Source organism: Georgenia sp. Z2081 (assembly GCF_055326445.1).
In genome coordinates this window covers 207,208-220,274 of sequence record NZ_JBUZNK010000005.1, presented here as the reverse complement: position 1 = coordinate 220,274, position 13,067 = coordinate 207,208, and the positions used below count along the sequence as shown (strand labels likewise).

13 protein-coding genes and 1 riboswitch are annotated in these 13,067 nt (G+C 74.4%); of the genes, 4 read left to right on the top strand and 9 right to left on the bottom strand.

Annotated elements, in window-relative coordinates:
• Nucleotides 1–80: 80 nt before the first annotated feature.
• Nucleotides 81–1,733: a hypothetical protein gene (locus tag ACZLKG_RS09300; protein WP_463648572.1), complete on the bottom strand. Its 1,653-nt coding sequence runs from the start codon at nt 1,731–1,733 to the stop codon at nt 81–83.
• A 240-nt stretch (nt 1,734–1,973) separates the two neighbouring features.
• Here ACZLKG_RS09300 and ACZLKG_RS09295 point away from each other — a divergent pair, with 240 nt between their 5' ends.
• Complete coding sequence (locus ACZLKG_RS09295; protein ID WP_425709296.1) at nt 1,974–2,714, top strand: DUF1345 domain-containing protein; 741 nt, start codon at nt 1,974–1,976, stop codon at nt 2,712–2,714.
• Between the two features lie 71 nt (nt 2,715–2,785).
• Here the strand turns inward: ACZLKG_RS09295 and ACZLKG_RS09290 are convergent, their stop codons facing one another.
• Nucleotides 2,786–3,979: a sensor histidine kinase gene (locus ACZLKG_RS09290; protein WP_425709297.1), complete on the bottom strand. Its 1,194-nt coding sequence runs from the start codon at nt 3,977–3,979 to the stop codon at nt 2,786–2,788.
• Entirely contained in the window at nt 3,976–4,677 is a 702-nt protein-coding gene (locus tag ACZLKG_RS09285) for a sensor domain-containing protein (protein WP_425709298.1), read from the bottom strand. The genes ACZLKG_RS09290 and ACZLKG_RS09285 overlap by 4 nt, the downstream gene beginning before the upstream one ends.
• A 207-nt stretch (nt 4,678–4,884) precedes the next feature.
• Between ACZLKG_RS09285 and ACZLKG_RS09280 the strand changes: the two genes are divergently transcribed.
• Nucleotides 4,885–5,568 carry a response regulator gene (locus tag ACZLKG_RS09280; RefSeq protein ID WP_425709299.1) on the top strand — a complete coding sequence of 228 codons (684 nt, stop codon included), beginning with the start codon at nt 4,885–4,887 and terminating at the stop codon, nt 5,566–5,568.
• Here ACZLKG_RS09280 and ACZLKG_RS09275 read toward each other — a convergent pair.
• The 6 genes from ACZLKG_RS09275 to ACZLKG_RS09250 form a co-directional block, all read right to left on the bottom strand.
• Nucleotides 5,535–6,938, bottom strand: coding sequence for an NtaA/DmoA family FMN-dependent monooxygenase (locus tag ACZLKG_RS09275; RefSeq protein WP_425709300.1), 1,404 nt, complete (start codon nt 6,936–6,938; stop codon nt 5,535–5,537). The two genes, ACZLKG_RS09280 and ACZLKG_RS09275, sit on opposite strands and share 34 nt — an antisense overlap.
• 49 nt (nt 6,939–6,987) lie before the next feature.
• Entirely contained in the window at nt 6,988–7,788 is an 801-nt protein-coding gene (locus ACZLKG_RS09270) for an energy-coupling factor transporter transmembrane component T family protein (RefSeq protein ID WP_463648571.1), read from the bottom strand.
• A complete protein-coding gene (locus ACZLKG_RS09265; protein ID WP_463648570.1) occupies nt 7,785–9,572 on the bottom strand; it encodes an ABC transporter ATP-binding protein in 1,788 nt (595 codons plus the stop codon). The genes ACZLKG_RS09270 and ACZLKG_RS09265 overlap by 4 nt, the downstream gene beginning before the upstream one ends.
• Nucleotides 9,573–9,643: 71 nt before the next feature.
• The gene (locus tag ACZLKG_RS09260; RefSeq protein ID WP_425709303.1) at nt 9,644–10,243 is read right to left on the bottom strand and encodes an ECF transporter S component; all 600 of its coding nucleotides are present in this window, start codon (nt 10,241–10,243) and stop codon (nt 9,644–9,646) included.
• Nucleotides 10,240–10,947, bottom strand: coding sequence for a YkoF family thiamine/hydroxymethylpyrimidine-binding protein (locus ACZLKG_RS09255; protein ID WP_425709304.1), 708 nt, complete (start codon nt 10,945–10,947; stop codon nt 10,240–10,242). Before ACZLKG_RS09255 ends, ACZLKG_RS09260 begins: the two co-directional genes overlap by 4 nt.
• Nucleotides 10,948–10,992: 45 nt before the next feature.
• Nucleotides 10,993–11,100: riboswitch (TPP riboswitch) on the bottom strand.
• Between the two features lie 59 nt (nt 11,101–11,159).
• Complete coding sequence (locus ACZLKG_RS09250; protein ID WP_463648569.1) at nt 11,160–12,323, bottom strand: homocysteine S-methyltransferase family protein; 1,164 nt, start codon at nt 12,321–12,323, stop codon at nt 11,160–11,162.
• A 30-nt stretch (nt 12,324–12,353) separates the two neighbouring features.
• Between ACZLKG_RS09250 and ACZLKG_RS09245 the strand changes: the two genes are divergently transcribed.
• The gene (locus ACZLKG_RS09245) at nt 12,354–12,650 is read left to right on the top strand and encodes a ribbon-helix-helix protein, CopG family (protein WP_425709306.1); all 297 of its coding nucleotides are present in this window, start codon (nt 12,354–12,356) and stop codon (nt 12,648–12,650) included.
• Nucleotides 12,647–13,060 carry a type II toxin-antitoxin system VapC family toxin gene (locus ACZLKG_RS09240; protein ID WP_425709307.1) on the top strand — a complete coding sequence of 138 codons (414 nt, stop codon included), beginning with the start codon at nt 12,647–12,649 and terminating at the stop codon, nt 13,058–13,060. Before ACZLKG_RS09245 ends, ACZLKG_RS09240 begins: the two co-directional genes overlap by 4 nt.
• The last annotated feature ends 7 nt before the right edge of the window (nt 13,061–13,067 follow it).

Genomic DNA, 13,067 nt, shown 5'->3' with positions numbered 1-13,067 from the left:
TGAGTCTCCTTGGGATCTGCCTGGGGTGCGCGGATGCGCGGGATGCGTCTGCCGGCACGCGTGTGCCGACCGGGCACCCCTCAGGCAGGGGAGACCGGGACCTCGTGGTCGACGTCGAGGAGGGCCCGATCGGCAGAGTCGCCGACGGCCCAGGTCAGGGCTGCGGTGTCGAGTACGAAGCGGCCCGCCGGCGCCGCGTCGGCGCCGCCGGCGCGGACCGGAGAGTCGGTGCCCTGCGTGAGGACCGCGAACGAGTGTCCGCCAGAGGCGGCGGCGTCGAGGAGGTGCGGGAGCTCCACCGTCTCCGTGGGCGACTCGTGGGTGTCCCGGTCGGCCGCGGCCCGCTCGGGGGTGATCTCGGTCGCGGTGACGGGAGCGTCCGAACGGGCGGGCTGGGGCGCGTCCGCGATGTCGGGGACGAGCGTGGCGGCCGCGGCGGCGGGCGCGTGGTGGTCGGCGCGGCTGGTCGTACCGACGCCAGGCTCGGCGGCCGGCTCCGCGGTGTCGGCCCCGGACGATCCGGGCTCCGCCGGCGCAGGTGGCACGACCGGTGGCGTGCCGGGCGGGTCGACGGCGGGTTCGTCGACCGTCGGAGCCGTCGGGCCCTCGAGGGAGGGAGCGAGCTCGCCGAGGTCGACGACCTCCTGGACGTCGACGGCAGGACGCACGGTCGACAGGACCTCGTCCACGGTCGGTGCGAGCGGCTCGAGGACAGGGTCGAGGGCCTGGGTGACCGGCGCGGCGACGTCGAGCACCGGCTCCACGACGTCGAGGACCGGTGCGGCGGCCCCGGTCACAGGCTGCACCACGTGGCCGACCGGCTCGAGGACGGGACGCAGCGAGTCGGTGAGCGGACCGGTGGTCTCGAGGACGGGGGTCACGACCTCGTCGACGACGGGGGGCAGGACCGCGTCCGTCACGGGGGTCACGGGCTCGACGACCTGTCCGACCACCTGGCCGAGGGGGGCGGTGAGCTCCTCGAGCGGAGCGGTCGCCTCCTCGAGCACGGCCGCCAGCGGGTCCGTCAGCAGGGCGAGCGGATCGGTGGTCCGGGTGGGGGACTCCGACGGCGGCTGCTCGGCCGGTGCCGGTGCGTCCGTGGCACCGGGCGCGTCGGCCGGGGGCGAGTCGGCCGGAGTCGGTGCCGGTGCCGGGGACTCGCTCGGTTCGGGTGCCTCGGTGGGGATGACCCCGTCGGTGGGCACGGAGTTCTCGGTCGGCACCGGTGCGTCGGTGGGGATGACCCCGTCGGCCGGTGCCGGATCCTCCGTGGTGGCGGGCGCTGCGGTCGGAACCTGTGCCTCGTCGGCCGACACGTCGGTCGCCGGAGGGATGACCGCCGGGTCCTCCGTCAGGACGGGCACCTCTGCGGTGCCCACGTCGTCGCCCGGCGCCCCCTCCTCGGTGCGCGCGGCGTCGTCGGCAGGTACGTCCTCGTCGTCCGGAGCGGCTCGGTCCGCATCCTCGACGTCCGGAGGCGTCGAGACGATCGGCTCGACCACGTGCTCGACGACCGGGTCGACGACGTGCTCGCCGAGACCGTCCAGCACGGATCCGAGGATCGAGTGCTGGTCGTCGACGGGCGTCGACGTGCCGTCCGCCGCAGCGGGCGAGGCCAGCGCGAAACCGAGCACGGCGAGCGCGCCGGTGCCGCCGATCGTCGTCAGGCCACGGGCTGCCCAGCGCGGCAGGCGTCCGCGCCTGCTCTGCACCTGGCCGTCGCCCGGTCCCATGGGCTCGCTCCCGTCGAGAACTATCGCCTGCGTCACAACCTATCGAGGTGTGTCGATCCTGCAACCCGAGCGCGCCCGGGACGGCCCGGTGAGGAGGCCGCGGCCCCTGGTTCGCCGACCGTCCCCGACGCCCACGTCGCGCGCCCCACCGCGGGGCCGGGTCCGTCGGCGCGGTCGGGCCTCGACCGTGGCGTCGCGTGACATCCTCGTGGCCGCACCGCCCACCGCACGAGGAGACCCATGGACCGGATCCCGCGGCTCGCGAGCGAGCTGTTCCGCGTCAACGTGGCGTCCGCCGTCGCGCTGGCCGTCACGATGGTGGCGTTCCTCCCGAGCATGTCGTCCCTGGTGAGGCGGCTCGACGAGTACGAGAGCGCGCGGGAATGGCTGCGGGTCTACTTCGGCGAGCTCACCGTGCCGATCGTCCTGGTGTTCTGGGTGATCTTCGCGATCGTCCACATCGTCCTCACCCACCGGGCGTTCTCCCGCATGACGCCGATCGACCTGCGGCGGGTCGCCGCCGTGCAGGTGCGCTCGCGCGGCCGGTGGTGGCGAGCCATGGTCGGTGACGTGAGCGCGGAGTCCTGGACGGTGCAGGGCGCCCTCGTCGCTGCGGTCGGCGTCCTCGCGATCGCGCAGACCGACCAGTTCCGCTCCTCGACCTGGATGCTGCTGCTCGGGCTCGCCTCGGTCGCCGGCTCCTGGGCGCTCATGATCTACGCGTACGCCACCCGGTACATGCGCCTCGACGTCGGTCGCAGGGTCCTCGAGTTCGACCTGCTCTCGGAGCCCCGTTACCGCGACTACCTCACCCTGTCGGTGCTCACCTCGACGATGCAGGGTGCCGGCGTGCGCTGCCGCACGAGCGAGTCCTGGTCGGTCATGCGGACCCACTCGATGCTCGCGTTCGCGTTCAACACGGTCATCGTCGCCATGACCGTCAGCCTGCTCGTCGGCGGCCTCGGCAGTATCGGGATCTGACGGCGACCGTCCCGCGGGAACCGTCGGCCCCGACCGCCGTGAACATGGCGGTCACGGCCCGCCCGGTGTGCTCATCCGACCGGGAGGGTGGCGGTGATCGCGAATCCGCCCTCCGGCGTCGGACCGATCTCGACGGTCCCGCCGAGCGCGCGGGTGCGGTCCCGGATCCCCGCGAGCCCCAGGCCGGCCCCCGGCCCGGACGGCGTCGCCTCCTCCGCGGCCGGCCCGTTGACGACCGCGACGCCGACCTCGTCCGAGCCGACGGCCACGGTGACGGCCACCTCGGCCCCCGGCGCGTGGCGCAGTGCGTTGCTCAGCCCCTCCTGGACGATCCGGTAGGCCGTCAGCCCGGTGGCCGGCGGCACGGAGGCGGGATCCTCGCCCTGGTGGTCGAACGTGATGGTCGCGCCCGAGCTGCGTGCCCCGTCGACGAGCTCGGGCACGTCGACGAGGGCGGGCTGCGGGGCCAGGTCGGCGTCCTCACGCCCGCGCAGCACGCTGAGCAGCCCGCGCATCTCCGTGAGCGCGGCGCGTGACGACGACGCGATCGACGCGAACTCCGCATCCACCTCGTGCGACGTCCCGTCGAGGCGGAACGGTGCGGTCGTCGCCTGGACGGAGATCACGGACATGGAGTGCGCGACGACGTCGTGCATCTCCTGCGCGATCCGGTTGCGCTCCTGGAGCTCGGTGCGCCGCTCGGACTCCGCGGCCCGGGCCTGCTGCTCGGCCTCCAGGGCGTGCCGGCTGCGCAGGAGGAGCCCCATGCCGCTGCCGGCCGCGAGGAGTCCGGCACCGATGCCCGCGCACACGATCGCGTTGGCGACCGCACCGCCGGTGTCCGGCCGGACCAGGATCGCGACGATCGAGACGAGCGCGCCGCCCGCCCACAGGCCCGAGGCCCATCGCCACCCGTGCTGGAGCGCGAGGACGAGCAGCGTGAGGAGGAACGCGATCATCGTCGGGACCGGCCACGGCCACGGGGCCGCGGTCGAGGCCGCCGCCGCGGTGCCCGCGGCCGTCACGAGGGCGAGCGCGATCGCGACGGCCGGCCACCGCACGGCGAGGACGAGTGCCGTCGAGGTGGCGAACGCGAGGACCATGGCGATCGCGACCTGCACGCCGTGGACGTTTGCGAGGACGGGCCACCCGACGGCGACGAGGATGACGCCCGCGTAGATGCTGCCCAGCCAGGCCCAGCCGGTGCGCGGCGAACGGAGCGCGAGGAGGTCGGCCACGGGGTCGGTGGTGCCGGTGCTCGTCATCGCTGCTGCCCCCCGGTGGCCGTGGTCGCCGGCGGGGCCGCGAGCGCGACGGTGGTCGCGCCCGCGTCCATCAGCGCCATGAGACGCACCACCCACGGCGTGGTGAGGAGGAAGACCAGGCCGGCGAGCCCGGTGAGGATCGCGTCCGCGGCGAAGCTCTCCGCGAACGACTGCGAGACCCATCCGTCGGGCAGCTGGAGCAGCAGCCACTCGACGCCGGTCATTGCGTCGTCCTCGGGGAGGAACAGGCCCCAGAACCAGTAGGTGAGCCCGCCGAGGGCGGTGACCGGCCAGATGATGGCCACGAGCCCGGTGAACAGTCGCAGGGGGAAGGCGAGGAGTCCCTCGTAGAGCAGGTCGAGCCAGCGTCGCGGGTCGGCGAGCAGCCGGAACCAGCCGCCGAGCCCGCCGCGGTGCTCGCGGTAGCGCGGCGTGGTGACGTCGGCGCCCCAGACCCGCAGCCGCGCCCGGGAGATCTGCGCGAACCCGGTCGCGACGACGAGACAGAGCGGGAGGATCACCGCGCCGATCCAGACGACGAACGTGGCGACCCCGGTGACGAACAGCGCGAGCAGGACGGCGAACGCGACGATCGCGAGCACCGTGCCGGGCACGAGGTAGCCGAGGTCCCGGCCGAGCGTGCGCACGGCACGGCCGGCGCGGGAGGTGCGTGGTCCGGCGGCGGAGGCGGTGGTCATGTGGTCACGTCCGTATCTGGTGGGTGGGGACAGTGTGTCGGAGCGGTGGGGGACCGCGGCGGTCGTGTGCATGACAGGGACTGTCGTCCGGTGGTCGGTGCTCCCGCGTCACCCGTGGGTGTGAACCGGGCCCCTACGGCAGAGGGAGCCCCGGGACGGCAGGAGGTCGACCGACGTCGGGGAGGGCCGCCCGACTACGGTGTCCCGGTGAGCATCTCGCCGGGCACCTCGGTCGTGCGCGTGGCAGTCGTCGACGACCAGGCCATGGTGCGCCAGGGCTTCGGCGCGCTGCTGGACGCCCAGGAGGACATGACGGTCGTCGGCAGCGCGTCGGACGGCTCCGAGGTCGTCGACCTCGTGCGCCGCACCCGCCCCGACGTCGTCCTCATGGACATCCGCATGCCGAAGGTCAACGGGCTCGACGCCACGCGGGCCGTGTTCGCCATGCCGGGCGACGAGCACCCGCGGGTCGTCATGCTCACCACCTTCGACGTCGACGAGTACGTCTTCGCCGCGCTGCAGGCCGGTGCGAGCGGCTTCCTGCTCAAGGACGCCACGGCCGACGAGCTCGCCGGCGCCGTCCGCGTGGTGGCGGCCGGGGAGGCGCTCCTCTCGCCGTCGATCACCCGCAAGGTGATCACGGACTACGCGGCCCGTCCCTCGGGACGACCCGACCCCACGGTGCTCTCCCCGCTGACCGAGCGCGAGCTCGAGGTCATGCGCCTCGTCGCCACCGGGCGGTCGAACGGCGAGATCGCCGGCGATCTCTTCCTCGGCGAGCAGACGGTGAAGACCCACGTCTCCCGGATCCTCACCAAGCTCGGCCTGCGCGACCGCACGCAGATCGTCGTGACGGCCTACGAGTCGGGGCTCGTCGCCGTCGGTAGGTGACCGGTGGGCCGGCCGGCCGGCTGGTCGGCCGTCCGGCCGGTCGGTGCGCCGGGCGCGAGGTGCTCGCGGAGCGTTCCGCCCCGGTAGTCGCGACGCAGGCGCCCGCGGCGCTGGAGCTCGGGGACGACCCCGTCGACGAACTCCGTCAGCGAGGACGGGTACAGCGCCGACATGACGACGAAACCGTCGGCGGCCTCGGCGTCGACGATCGCGCACAGCTCGTCCGCGACCGTCGCCGGGGAGCCGGTGGGCTGGGGCTTGAGCTGGCTGATCGCCTGCCGCTGCGCGAGCTCGCGCACGGTGAGGTCCTCCGCCCGGCTCGCGCGCAGCAGCATGTCCTCGAACCCCTCGCTCCCGGTCGCGCCCCGGTGGGCGGTGAGGAGGTCCGCCGCGCGGGCGTGCGGGTCGAGGTCGTCCGCGTGCAGCAGACGTCCGAGCATCGTGAGGATCGCGCGCTCGTCGAGCAGCGCGGCCATCTCCTCCAGGCGGGCACGGGCGGCGTCGTCGGTCGCGGCCACCACGGGCTGGACCGCGGCCAGCACCCGCAGGTCGTCCGGGTCCCGGCCCCACGCGGCGGCGCGGGCGCGCAGGTCGGTGCGCAGCGCGCGCATCGCGACCGCGTCCTCGGCGACGACGAACACCACCTCGGCCCATCGGGCGGCGAAGGTCCGGCCCCGCTCCGAGGCGCCCGCCTGCATGAGCACCGGTCGTCCCTGCGGGCTGCGCGGCAGCGTGACCGGTCCTCGGCTCACGGCGTCCGCGTCCGTACCTGCGCCTGCGCCCGCATCCGGGACCCGGTGCACGTGCGCCGGGTCCGCGAACATCCGGCGTTCCCGGTCGAGCACGAGGGCGTCCGGCCCCCACGAGTCCCACAGGTCCAGGACCGTGCGCACCACGCGGTCGGCCCGGTCGTAGCGGGCCGCCTTGTCGGGCATCGCGGACAGGCCCATGTTGCGGGCCTCGGCGTCGGTGGTCGAGGTGACGATGTTCCACGCCGTCCGACCGCCGGAGAGGTGGTCGAGGCTGAGCATCGTGCGAGCGATGGCGTAGGGCGGCAGGAAGGTGGTCGACATCGTCGCGCCCACGCCCAGGTGCGTCGTGGCCGACGCCGCCACCGTGGCCAGGGTGACGGGGTCGAGGTAGATCGCCCCCTTGCCGCCAGTGCGGACGGTGGTCGCGTAGTCGCCGGCCGCGTCCTCCGGGACGGCGAGGGCGTCCGGGAAGAAGATCATGTCGAACCGGCCGCGCTCGAGCGTGCGGGCGAGGTCGGCGTAGAACGGCGCGCTCAGCCAGTCCCCACGCGAGAGCGGGTGACGCCACGACTCCGCGTACTGGCTGGTGGGGGCGTTGACCAGGGCGACGAGGTGCATGGATCTCTCCGTCGGTGGTGGTGGTTCGTCGGTGGGTGCGGTCGTCCGGCTATCCGAAGAGGGCACCGGGGCCCCGCAGCGTCCCGGCGAGGTGGCTGACGACGAGGACGGCGGTCAGCACCGCGAGCACACCGGCCAGCAGCGCCCAGTCCGCGCCGCGCACCGGGGTGGGCCGCCACGTGGTGCGGGGCGCGAGACCCAGCCCCCGGGACTCCAGGGCCTGAGCCATCCGTTCGCCCTTGCGCAGCGACACCACGAGCAGGGTGAACACCACCCCGGCCAGGTGGCGCGCCCCTCGTGGGGGCCGGCCCCGCACGCCGGGGGAGCGCGCCGCGTGGGCGTGCCGGATCGTCGACCACTCGCGCGGCATCTCCTGCAGCATCCGGTACCCGGCGAGGACGGCGTAGGTCATCCGCGCGCCGAGCCGGGCGTTGTGGTGCAGGCTCGTCATCAGTGCCACGCCGTCGGTGGACAGCAGGAACCCGACGACGCACACCCCGATGACCAGCGAGCGGACGCCGAGCGCGGCGCCCACCTCGGACCCCTCGGCCGTCACGCGCAGCACGCCCCACTGCCACAGCACCTCCCCGGGACGGGTGAGGACGTTGACCGACAGCACCCCCAGGCCGAACACGAGGAACGGGAGCTGCGCCAGCGCCAGCGTGCGCGGCGCGGCCCGGGTGCCCACGGCCACGGCGGCCAGGGCCAGCACGTAGAGCACGAGCGGCGTGAGCGGGTCGAGCACGAACACGACCGCGAGCGAGACCGCGGTGAGCGAGGCGAGCTTGACCGTGGGGTTGCGGCGGCTCAGCGGGGCGTCGTCGAGCGGTGCCCGGGTGAGCGCGGTCATCGGCGCACCCGCTCGTCGAGCCTGCGCAGCACGTGCGCGACCGACGTGCCGGGCACGTGCGCGAGCAGCCAGGACACGAGCGGGGGCAGGCTGAGCCCCGCGCGCCGCACGAGGGCCGCGTCGCCCAGCACCTCGTGCGTCGGACCGTCGGCGATCATCTCGCCCTCGGTGAGCAGGACCACCCGGGTGGCGAGCGTGGCGACCGTGCGCAGGTCGTGGCTGGAGAGCACGATCGCACGTCCCGCGGCCGACTCCGCGCGCAGCGTCTCCATCGTCGCGACCGCGTCGCGCCGGTCGAGCCCGAGGGTGGGCTCGTCCGCGAGGAGGACGGGAGCGTCGTGGGCGAGGACGGCCGCGAGGCTGAGCCGGCGCTTCTCCCCGCCGGAGAGCCGGAACGGGTTCTGCCCGGACAGGTGCTCGAGCCGGTGACGCCGCAGGCGGTCCGCCACCGCGGCCTCGCCCGCCGCGCCGGTGAGCCCGTGCCCGATCTCGGCGGTCACGGTGTGCGTGAGGAACTGGTGCTCGGCGTTCTGGAACACCATGCCCGGAGCTGCCCCCGTGACGGTGCCGGCGAGCGGCGGCAGGAGTCCGGCGAGCGTGAGCAGCAGCGTGGACTTGCCGACCCCGTTGGGGCCGAGGACTGCCACGACCTCCCCGGCTCGGACCGTGAGGTCGATCCCGGTGAGCACCGGGTGGTCCTCGGGGGCCGGGCCGGCCCCCCGTCCGTCGTCCCGCCCACCGCGACGCCCCGCGCGCCGACGTCCGCCGCGCCAGGCCGCACGGCCGGCGCTCAGCCCGCGCGCGGACAGGAGGGGCGGTCCGGCAGTGGTCGGCGCCGACTCGGGCGCCGACACAGGCTCGGGCCCCGGTCCTGGATCGGTCTCCGGCTCGGTCCCCGGGCCCGACCCCGGTGCCACCTCGGCGGCGAGCCCGCGCAGGTAGTCGGTGCAGCGGGCAGACGACAGCCCGCCCGGTCCACCGCAGGCCGCCGCGAGCTCCGCCTCGAGCGGCAGCCAGCAGCCGGCCGCCACGAGCTGTTCGGCGTGCGCGAGCAGGATCTCGACGGTGTCGCCCGCGGCGAGCAGCGTGCCGTCGGGGCCGAGCACAACGGCGCGGGAGGGCAGCCCGGCGATGCCGGCCGGGCCCGCCCACTCGTCGAGCCGGTGCTCGACGAGCACGACCGTCGGGTGGTGGCGCCGCACCGCCGTGCCCAGTGCGTCGCGCACGGCGGCGATGCCGGCCGGGTCGAGCATCGAGGTGGGCTCGTCGAGGACGAGCACCTCCGGCTCCGTGACGAGCGCGGCCGCGAGCGCCACCCGCTGCGACTCGCCGCCGGAGAGGTCGGCGGAGGACCGGTCGCGCAGCGCGCCCGCGCCGACGGCGTCGAGCGCGGTGTCGATGCGGTCGTCGATCGCGGCCGGGTCGGTGCCGTGGTTCTCGAGCGGGAGCGCGAGCTCCTGCTCGACCACCGGCAGGCACACCGCGGCGCCCGGGTCCTGTGCGAGGGCGCCGATGCGGCGGGAGCGCTCGACCACGGGCGTGCCGAGGTCGTGCGCCCCGGCCACCGTCACCTCCCCCGTGACCCGTGCCGTCACCGTGTGGGGCACGACCCCGGTGATCACCTGCAGCACCGTCGACTTGCCCGAGCCCGAGGGCCCCAGGACCACCACGTGCTCGCCGGGCGCGACGCCGAGCGTGACACCGCTCAGCGCCGGCTCCGGCCGGCGCGGGAAGTGCACCGACACGTCGGTCAGCGCGACGGCCGACGCCGCCGCCGTGCCCACGGCCGGACGGTCGTGCCCGGTGGCGGCCCTGTCGTCGGGGGAGGTCCGGGCCGGCCGTGCCGACAGGCCCGTCATGCCTGACCGGCCCGGCCGATGGCGAAGTTGTCCACGACCCCGGTGCGCGCGAGCGCGTCGACGACCACCTTGGCGAGGAGCCCGCCCAGGACGACGCCGGACAGCGCCTGGATCGCCAGGCGCAGCGCGAAGATGTCCTGCCCGTACCAGCCCGAGCGGAACGCGGAGTAGAAGAACACCAGCGTTGCGCCGAGGAGCCCGGCCAGGGCGAAGATGCCCCACCCGAACCTCCGGTAGCGGGTGAGGAAGAACGGGAGCTCGCAGCCGACGCCCTGGAGCAGGGCCGCCACGAGGAGCAGCGGGCCGACCGGTGAACCGAGGAACGCGAACTCGATGGTCGCGGCGAGGACCTCGGCGAGCACGCCGGCGCCGGGACGCCGCACGATGGCCACCGCGATCGGGGCGACGATCAGCCAACCACCGAAGAGGACGTGCTCGGAGAGGTCGCCCGCGGGGCCCATGAGGACGCGCAGCCCGCTCCAGCCCTGGACGAGAGCCCAGTAGGCGAACCCGAAGACCGCGCCGAGCACCACCACGATCACGAGGTCCTTCAGCGCCCACGGGCCGTACCCGTGGCTCTGGTCCGCGCCGCTCATGACGCCACCTGCTCGCTCGGCGAACCCACCGAGACCGTGAGATGGGTGACGACGTGCGGGACGCTCGCGCCGACCCGCGCCCACGCGTCCGTCGCCGTGGCCAGGACCTCGGCGAGGTCGCCGGTGAGCATGGTCGCGTAGTGCGCGGCCTCGCTCGCCACGCCCCGCTCCCGCGCCTCGGCGATGGCCGCCATGATCGGCTCCATGTGCTCGCCGGCGCCGGACGAGCCGTCGAGCAGCGGGTAGAGCGACCACTGCGCTCGCGCGGCGATCCCGGTCGGTGCGAGCTCGACCGGCTCGCCGCCGCCGACGACGGCGCCCGGCTCGCAGGTCACCTCGCCGGGGCAGCCGCGGGAGAGCAGGATGTGGGCGACGACGTGGCCGCCGTCGGTGCGGCGCGAGGCCGCCTCGACCAGCCCGGCCGCGTAGGCGGCCAGGCGCTGCTCGGCCGGGGCACGGCGGGCGCCGACGTACGTGCTGACGGCGTCGGACTCGACGACCAGGCCGTCGAGCAGGCCGCGGTCGGCGACGTCGGCGAGCGAGCCGAGGATGACGTCGACGAAGTCGCTCGTGTGCGGGTGGATGCTCACGCGCATGCCGATCCCGCGCTGCTCGGTGGCGTCGGTCGAGACGGTGTCGGTGGCGATGCTCGTGCCGGTCGAGCGGGTGCCCGGGTCCGTCCGGGTGGTGTCGTGCTGGGTCACGGTGCCTTCCTCGGCCCGCGGGTACATCGAGACCTCCCGGCACGGCGGCCGACAGGCTCCCTGCTTCCTACGCCGGTACGAACCGGATCAGGTCGGCGGGTCTGCGGTCGTTCCGCACTCTCAGCGCCTGCAGGCGCTCCCCGGGGGTTGCCGGCACGCTACCCGGACGGGCCTGAAGCTGTCGAGGCCTGCCCGCAGGGTGGCGACCCAGGTCAGGCGCGCGACCCGAGGGCCGCGATGTGCTCCGGGAGCCGTTCGTGGCTGCCGTACATGAAGTGGTTCTCCATGCGCTCGGAGAACCGGCTCGCCTCCGTGGTCCGCCCGACCGCCTCGGCGACCTCGCGGATGTGGATCGGCGCCGCGCCGCAGCACACGCCCAGGTAGTTCACGCCGAGGTCGAGGGCCTCGCGGGCGAACGCGCCGATCTCGTAGCGGTTGGCGTACAGCGGGTCCAGCGCGGTCGGGAACGTCCGGCCGTGCGGCGCGGGGACGGAGGCGGCGACGTCGGAGAGGTTGAAGAACGTGGGCTCGGCCTCCGTCGTCCGGTAGGGGATCGGCAGGGCGCCCACGTGGCAGGAGACGGCGGCGCGGATCTCGCGCAGCCACGGCAGCATCGTGTCCGGGCCCCGGAAACAGTTGAGCCCGACGACGTCGGCCCCGCCCTGCTCGAGGCGCTGTGCGGTCTCGACGATCCCGAGTCCGTCGGCCATCTCCTGGAAGGCCATCGGCGCGAGGGTGAGCACCACCGGCAGGCCCGAGCCCTTGGCGATCTCGAGGGCGGCCAGCGCCTCTCCCGCGTAGTAGAAGGTCTCCCCGACGATGAGGTCGGCGCCCTCCTCGACGGCCCAGCCGACCATCTCCTCGAACATCGCACGCACCTCGTCCTGGCGCGCGGTGTCGGACGGGTCCCAGATGTTGGAGTTCGAGATGTTGCCGGCCACGAGGTTGCCGGGTACGCGGTCGGCGACCTCGCGCGCGATGCGCAGCGCGGAGCGGTTGAGCGGCTCGAGCAGATCCTCCTTGCCGATCACCCGCATCTTCTCGCGGTGGCCGTTGTACGTGAACGCCTCCACGATGTCCGACCCGGCTCGCTGGAAGTCGACGTGGAGCGCCGTGAGGGCCTCGGGGTGCTCGAGCGCGACCTCGGGCACGAACTCGCCGGCGGTGAGGTAGCCGCGCCGCTCGAGCTCGAAGAGGAATCCCTCGGCGCAGATCACCGGGCCGGCGTCGAGCCGTGCGGTGAAGGTCTGGTGGTCGGTCACGTGCTGCTCCTCGGGGTCGACGAGATGTCCGGCGTAGTGAACCGTGCCGGCCTGGGGTCGTGCGGCGCGGAACCGGCTGAGCCCACCAGGTGGGACGGCGGGGACTCCAGACATGAGCAGGTATGCACATGCTACGGTCTGCGCATGTCATTGCTCGAGCGGCGGCTCCAGGTCCTCGTCGACGCGCAGAGGTACGAGCGGTTGGAGTCCGAGGCGCGTGCCACGGGGCGCTCCGTCGGCGCCCTCGTGCGCTCGGCGATCGACGCCCACTTCGACGACGCGGCAGCGACCTCAGCAGCTGGAGCGGCCGCACGGCGCGTGCTTGAGGCCACCGCCGAACCCGGTGCCGCCGAGCCCGACTGGGCCGACTCGAAGGCGAGCCTTCTTGCGGGCCGCGATCCCGGTCCGGTCCTCGACGCCACGTCCACAGGCGCGGAGTGAGGGAGCGGATCTTCGTCGACACCGCGGTGCTGGCGCTCGCCGTGGGTGGCCACCATCCGCTGCGTGAGCCCTGCCGGGCACTGCTCCACGCCGCCGCGGCCGGTGACGTCGAGCTCAACATCAGCACCGAGGCGATCCAGGAGCTCCTGTTCCATCGCATGCGGCGGGGGGATCGGGGCGTGGCAGTCTCGCTCGTGCGAGACGTGCGGACCATGTGCCGCGTCCACGCGTTCGACGACACGATCGTCTCCCGCATGCTGGATCTCGTCGCCGCCGGCGGCGTGGGCGGTCGCGACGCCGTGCACGCAGCGACCGCACTCGAGCAGGGGTTCGACGCGATCGTCTCGCCGGACCGGGACCTCGACGGCGTACCGGGACTGCGCCGCCTGGACCCCGGCGCTGCTCCCTGACGAGGGC